Annotated in this window: 5 protein-coding genes; 1 reads left to right on the forward strand and 4 read right to left on the reverse strand. The window is 71.4% G+C overall.

The window, feature by feature from the left end:
- Nucleotides 1-322: LysE family transporter (locus D588_RS0119925; protein ID WP_017917240.1), on the forward strand; the 322-nt coding region annotated here is incomplete at its 5' end.
- A 76-nt stretch (nucleotides 323-398) separates the two neighbouring features.
- Here D588_RS0119925 and D588_RS0119930 read toward each other — a convergent pair.
- The 4 genes from D588_RS0119930 to D588_RS0119945 form a co-directional block, all read right to left on the reverse strand.
- Nucleotides 399-1,484 (reverse strand): GGDEF domain-containing protein, encoded by a 1,086-nt coding sequence (locus D588_RS0119930; protein WP_017917241.1) that lies wholly within the window; start codon nucleotides 1,482-1,484, stop codon nucleotides 399-401.
- Nucleotides 1,485-1,753: 269 nt separating this feature from the next.
- Nucleotides 1,754-2,830: a GGDEF domain-containing protein gene (locus tag D588_RS0119935; protein ID WP_017917242.1), complete on the reverse strand. Its 1,077-nt coding sequence runs from the start codon at nucleotides 2,828-2,830 to the stop codon at nucleotides 1,754-1,756.
- Between the two features lie 295 nt (nucleotides 2,831-3,125).
- Entirely contained in the window at nucleotides 3,126-4,172 is a 1,047-nt protein-coding gene (locus tag D588_RS0119940) for a right-handed parallel beta-helix repeat-containing protein (protein WP_017917243.1), read from the reverse strand.
- 82 nt (nucleotides 4,173-4,254) lie between these two features.
- Nucleotides 4,255-5,929, reverse strand: a 1,675-nt coding sequence (locus D588_RS0119945; protein WP_017917244.1) for a penicillin acylase family protein, incomplete at its 5' end; no start/stop codon positions are given.

Raw genomic sequence — 5,929 nt, forward strand, 5'->3', positions numbered from 1 at the left:
CATCGCGCCGGAACAGCAGGTGCCGGCGGTGCGCTCGGCCTTCGTCATGGGCCTGTTGACCCAGCTCGGCAACCCGCAGACCGCGCTGGTGTTCGCCGGCCTGTTCGCCGCGCTGCTGCCGGCGCAGCGTGTGCCCGCCGAGTACGTGGCGCTGCCATCGCTGGCCTTCGCCATCGATGCGGCCTGGTTCGCGCTGGTGGCCGGGTTGCTGTCCGCACCGGCGCCGCGGCGCTGGTGGTCGCGCGCGCGGCGGCCGCTGGACCGGCTCAGTGCGGTGCTGATGAGTGGCCTGGGCCTGCGCCTGCTGTGGCGGGCGGTGTAGCCGCAAGCGCAGGCGTGTCGCGCTGCTCCGGTAGCGTGCGTGTTCGACGCCGGCAATGCGTGCCGTGCGCCTCCCGCTACGCCGGATCCGCCGTCGGCGCCGCGCTGTCGAGGGCGCCGTGCATGGCCGCCATGGGGGCTGGCCCTGTGGCGCTGTCCAGGCAGATCCGGCTCTTGCCGTCGCGCTTGGCCGCATACAGCGCACGGTCGGCACGCTTGAGCAGATCCGAGACGTCGCCGTCGGGATGCATGCGCGCGATCCCGGCGCTGAACGTGAAGGCCACGCCCTTGGCGCGGGTCTGGCGCACGCGTTCCAGCAACCGCTGCAGCAGGGCATCGGTCTGCGCGTCGCTCATGCCGTCGAGCACGATGCCGAATTCCTCGCCGCCGAGCCGGCCGACCCGGCAGCCGTGCCCGAGCCGGGTCAGTTCGGCGGCCAGGGCCAGCAACACCGCATCGCCGACATCGTGGCCATGGCGGTCGTTGACCTGCTTGAAGTCGTCGATGTCCAGCATCGCGAACTGCAGCGTGCCGCGGCGACCGCGCTCGGCCGCCAGCGCATGCAGTTGCGCCATCAGGGCGCGCCGGTTGGCCAGCCCGGTCAACGCATCGGTCTCGGAGATGCGCCGGTAGTCTTCCTTCAGACGGTAGGTGATCAGCATGCTGCGCGCGAAGGTGCGGTTCATGGCCAGGCCGATCAGCGACACCGCGGCGACCAGCAGCCCCAGCAGCATCGGGTCGCTGGCGGCCGCCGGTGGCAGCGACCGACCGGTCAGCATGATCGTCCAGGTGTATGCCAGCGCCAGCAGGTAGTCGCGCGTGAACGGGAACAGCAGATTGATGCCCAGGCACAGGGTGACCGTGGTCGGCAGCCACCAGAATTCGCCATGTACGCCCATCTGCCGCAGCTCGATCTGATACGCCCACGACAGCAGCAGCACGTACAGCGCGCCGCTCAGGCGCCAGTGCCAGAAGCGGCGGACCAGCAGGGTGCAGGCGGCGGTGCCGAGCAGCGCGGCCAGCAGGATCAAATTGACCAGGCCCCATGGTCGCTGCAGATACGGATTGAATAGCAGCGTCGCGACCCAGATCGACAGGGTCAGCGCTTGGATGGCGGTGGTCGACCGGCCTAGCAGGTGGCGGATGTACTCCGGGTACGTCATGTGCTGCCCAACGGCGCGTCCCGGCCGGTTCGTGATGTGCGGACGCCGACGCGCACGCGCTGGATCGATGGCAGCTTATCGGCATGCCGGCGTGGCGGCTTGAGTGGCCGCAGCGTCTGCGGTTCAGCCTGTTCGTGCCGCACGCAGCGGCGGTGAAGCGGGGTGGACGTCTGCGCTGTCTGCGTCGGGCCTGATGCGCGTGCACCACGAGCGAGTGCGCTGCGGGGCGGCGGCATGCGCCGCCCCGCGTGGGCTGTTGGTACTGCGTGCTACAGCGACGTGGCGGCCGGCAGCGCGGGATCGCCCGCGAACGCCGTGGACGTGCCGGCCGACACCGGCGTGGCGCCGTCCAGGCGAAGGCTGCCGTTGCCCGCCTGCCGGGCGGCGGACAGCGCGCGGTCGGCGCGGGCGAGCAGGTCGGACAGTTCGCCGCGGGCCGGCAACGAGGCCAAGCCGACGCTGCAGGTGAAGCTGGCGCCGTCCACGCGCAGGCCGCGGATGCGCTGTTGCAGGCGCTGCACCAGTGCGCTCGCCTTGTCCTGCGACACGCCCTCGAACAGCAGGCCGAACTCCTCGCCGCCGAGGCGGCCGACGCGGCAACGCGGATCCAGCCGCACCAGTTCCGTCGCCAGCGCCTGCAGCACCGCATCGCCGACGTGGTGACCGTGCTCGGCGCCGATCCGCTCGAAGTCGTCGATGTCCAGCATGGCCAACTGCACGGCGTGCTGGGTGCCGACCGCTGCCTGCAGGTCGGCCATCAGCGCGCGCCGGTTGGGGATGCCGGTCAGTGCGTCGGTCGCGGCCAGACGCCGATAGCCTTCCTTCAGTGCGTGGTTGCTGCGCATGGTGGTGACGAAGATACGGTTCAACGCGAACCCGACCATGGTCACCGCCGCCACCAGGATCTCCAGCAGCGGCAGGTCGGCGGAGGCCGGCACCAGGCTGTCGTGCCAGCCGAGCATGATCGCCCAGGTGCAGGCCAGCGCCAGCAGATAGTCGCGCGCGTGGCAGAACAGCAGGCTGTAGCCCAGGCTCAGGGTCACCGCCACCGGCAGCATCCAGGGCAGGCCGGCGCCGCCCATATGGTGCAACTGCAGCCGGAATGCGGCGTCGAACGCGATCACCGACAGGAAGGCGCTCAACCGCCATTGCCAGAAGTGCCTGGCCATGCGCATGACCGCGGCGCTGCCGAGCATGGCGGCGAACGCCAGCGCATAGCGCGCGTCCAGTGGGTGGCTCAGGTAGGGATTGCACAGCAGCAGCGCCAGCCAGACGCCCAGGGTCAGGCCCTGGATCGCCAGGATCGGCGTGTCGAGGGTGCGGCGGACATGAAGGTGGTAGTTCATCTGCTCTCCCAGAGCGCCGCGGCACTCCAGCGTCTGCGGCACGGCCGGTCGGTGGTCCAGCGCGGTCCGTCGGTCGCTGGGGCGTCGTCACCGGTTAGCGGCCGCTGCAGGCAGAGCTTTAATGGATGTGTCGCGGCGTGCGTGTCGCCCGCCTGGGTGGTGGTCCGACACCCGCCTGGACGCGACCGGGCCTGCCGGTCACTCTGGTTCTGCCGCCACGCGCGGGTGGGCGCGCCCCGGCCGACCTGTTCAAGGCCGGCCGGGTGGCGTGCGCAGGCGCCGCGGCCGCGCGCGCTTACTCGAAGCGCACGCAGTGGCCGTAGCGTTCGGGCTGGATGTCGATGCCCGAGGCATCGGCCTGGTTGCTCTTGCGCCACAGGTTGGGGCGGAACTTCGGGCCGGTGCAGTTGGCCGCGCTGTCCACGCCGATGGTGTAGGTGTAGGGATTGCCGCGGAAGGTGTTGTTCTCGAAGGTGTTGTCCTGGCTCATGCTGTTGTCCCAGCACAGGATCTGCGGCGTGCGCTGGCGGATCGAGCAGGTCAGGTAGAGCCCGGCGCCCTTGTTGTCGATGAACTGGTTGCCCGCGAACAGGTTGCGCCGCGCGTCGGCCAGGTACACGCCCTGGCTGCCGTTGCGCTCCAGGCGGTTGTCGCGGATCTCGCTGTCTTCCAGATGCTCGGTGGTGATGCCGGCGGCGACGTTGTCGTGGATCACGTTGTCGATCAGCTTGACCTTGGCGGTGCGGTTGAACGACACCCCGTCCCAGGTCGCGCCGGACACGTCGTTGTGCGCGATCAGCAGGTCGCGGCTGTCGAACTCGCTGAGCAGGCAGGCGCTGCGGCACTTGCTCGCCCGCAGGTGGGTCAGCTGGATGTTCTGGCCGTTGCGCACCACCACCAGGCTGTTGCTCAGGTACGGGCGTTCGGGCATGAACTCCTTGTCGATGGTGCCGCCGACGATCTGCAACTGCTCCACGCGCACGTCGCGGATCGGCCGGATCGGGCGCTCGTTCTGGTAGTCGCCGATGACGATGGTCGGCTGCTGCACGTGGTCGCGCATGCGCAGCACGGTGCTGTCGCCCTGGCCGCGCAGGCGCAGACCGTCGCGCTGGATCGAGATCAACTTGCCGACCGGGAACTCGCCGGCGCTCAGGCACACGGTGGCGGGTTTGCCGTCGTTGGGGACGCGGTCGATCGCGGCCTGCAGATCGTCGCCGGGTTGGGCGCGCACGCTGCAGTCGGAGGCGGCCGCGGGCGCGTCGGCAGCCGGCGCGGCACAGGCGGAAAACGACACGGCCGCGGCGAGCGGCAGCAACAGGGCGAGCAGGGGAGGGCGCTTCATCGGTAGGCAGACTCGGCAGTGGGGGAAGGGGGAAGGCAGGCCGGCGTATGCGGTCGGACGCCGGCTCGGAGCCGATCGCGGGTCATTGTGGTGCGGACGGGCTTAATGTCAGCGTGTGCCGGGTCGGGCCGGGCAGGAACTTTGTGGCGCGGCCCTGCACCCAGTCGGCGTGGCCGGCGCCCCAGAACGGCGACAGCGGGTGGCCGCTCTGGCCGCCGGGCATGTGCACGATGCCGTCGGCCTCGTGACCCGGTGCCACCACCATGCGCTCGGAGGCGCCGAACGCCGGGCGCTGCACCCGCGGCATGTCGTCGTCGCCGGGGAGCGGCGTGTCCGGCATGCACAGCCAGCCGCGCAGCGGCGCCGGCAGGCCCTGCGCCAGCGGATGGCAGATCGCCGCACGGTTCTCCTGGCCCCAGCGGCGCGTGTCCAGCGGGCCATCGGCCTGCAGGTGCGTGCGCACCTCGGCGGCGGCGTCTTCCAGCAGCGCTTGCCAGCTGCCATAGCGGCGCGGCAGCAGGTGCAGCGGCTGTTGCTGCAGCAGCGGCCAGGCCACGCCTTCCAGTTGCGGCAGCGGCGGTGGCGCGGGCGCGGTATCTGCGTTCGATCCGGTACGGACCGGCGCGATCAGGCCGTCGCGGATCCGGGTCAGCACCGCCAGGCGCCAGGCGCGCACCAGGGTGTAGCTCACCGAACCGGTGCTGGCGCGGCCTTCCCAGTGCTTGGCCGCTTGCGAGATGGCGTGCAACGCCGGCGTCGCCGCACCGGCATCGCGTTGCTGCAGCAGCGCCCACCAGCGCTGCAGGAACAGGGCGCGGTCGTCGAGCTGGATCGCCAGCAACTGCCGTTCGTCGAGGTGCGGATGCAGGCGCAGGTCGTCGCGGATCTGCTGTGCGCGTGCGCCCAGCGCGTAGCCGCCGTCGCCGAGCGGTGCCAGTTCGGCGCCGCCGACCACGCGGGCATTGGCGGTCCACAGTTGCCCGTCGGCGGGGTCGATGCGCTGCGGCGACTGGCTGGTGGACAGCGGCCATGGCGCGCAGCGCGCCTCCGCCGGCACTGTCGCACGCACGTCGTGCATCACCGCATCGGCCGCGCAGTGCGGAGCGCGCAGCGGCAGCGGGCCGAGCACGCGCCAGCCGATGTGGCCGTCGCGGTCGGCCAGCACCAGGTTCTGTGCCGGCGTGGCGATGTGCTGCGCACGGGCGAAGGCATCGGGCAGGGTGTCGGCGCGGGCGAAGTCGGCCAGCCCCAGATTCAGCGCACCCGGCAACTGCGCGGCCCAGCGCAACGCCAGCGCGCTGCCGTCGGGTTCGTGTTGCAGGATCGGGCCATAGGCGGTGTCTTCGACCTGCAGTTCGGTGTCGGGGGCGCCCGAGACCTTGATCCGTTCGCGATGCACGGTGACCGGCGTGCAGCCGGGCTGCGCCACCGCGGCGCACGGCGTGAGCCGGTACCAGTCGGCGGTATCGGCATAGCTGTTGGTGAACCCCCAGGCGACGTGACCGTTGCTGCCGACGATCACCGCCGGCAGGCCGGGCAGCGAGAATCCGGACACGTCCACGTGGCCGCCCGGCGCCTGCGCATCGGCATAGCGCAGGCGTACGCGGAACCACAGGCTGGGCGCGCGCAGGCCCAGATGCATGTCGTTGGCGACGATGGCGCGGCCGTCGGCGGTGCGGCTGCCGGCGATCGCCCAGTTGTTGCTGCCGGGCGCGCTGGTGGCGACCGCCTCGGTCGCGGCGGGGGCGGGCGCGCCC

The sequence above is a fragment of the Xanthomonas sp. SHU 308 genome (assembly GCF_000364645.1).
Taxonomy (GTDB): Bacteria; Pseudomonadota; Gammaproteobacteria; order Xanthomonadales; family Xanthomonadaceae; genus Xanthomonas_A; species Xanthomonas_A sontii.

Bases quoted from the DNA above. Each gene is read 5' to 3' on its own strand.
- D588_RS0119930 (WP_017917241.1), bottom strand. From the start codon at position 1,484: ATGACGTACCCGGAGTACATCCGCCACCTGCTAGGCCGGTCGACCACC.
- D588_RS0119935 (WP_017917242.1), bottom strand. From the start codon at position 2,830: ATGAACTACCACCTTCATGTCCGCCGCACCCTCGACACGCCGATCCTG.
- D588_RS0119940 (WP_017917243.1), bottom strand. From the start codon at position 4,172: ATGAAGCGCCCTCCCCTGCTCGCCCTGTTGCTGCCGCTCGCCGCGGCC.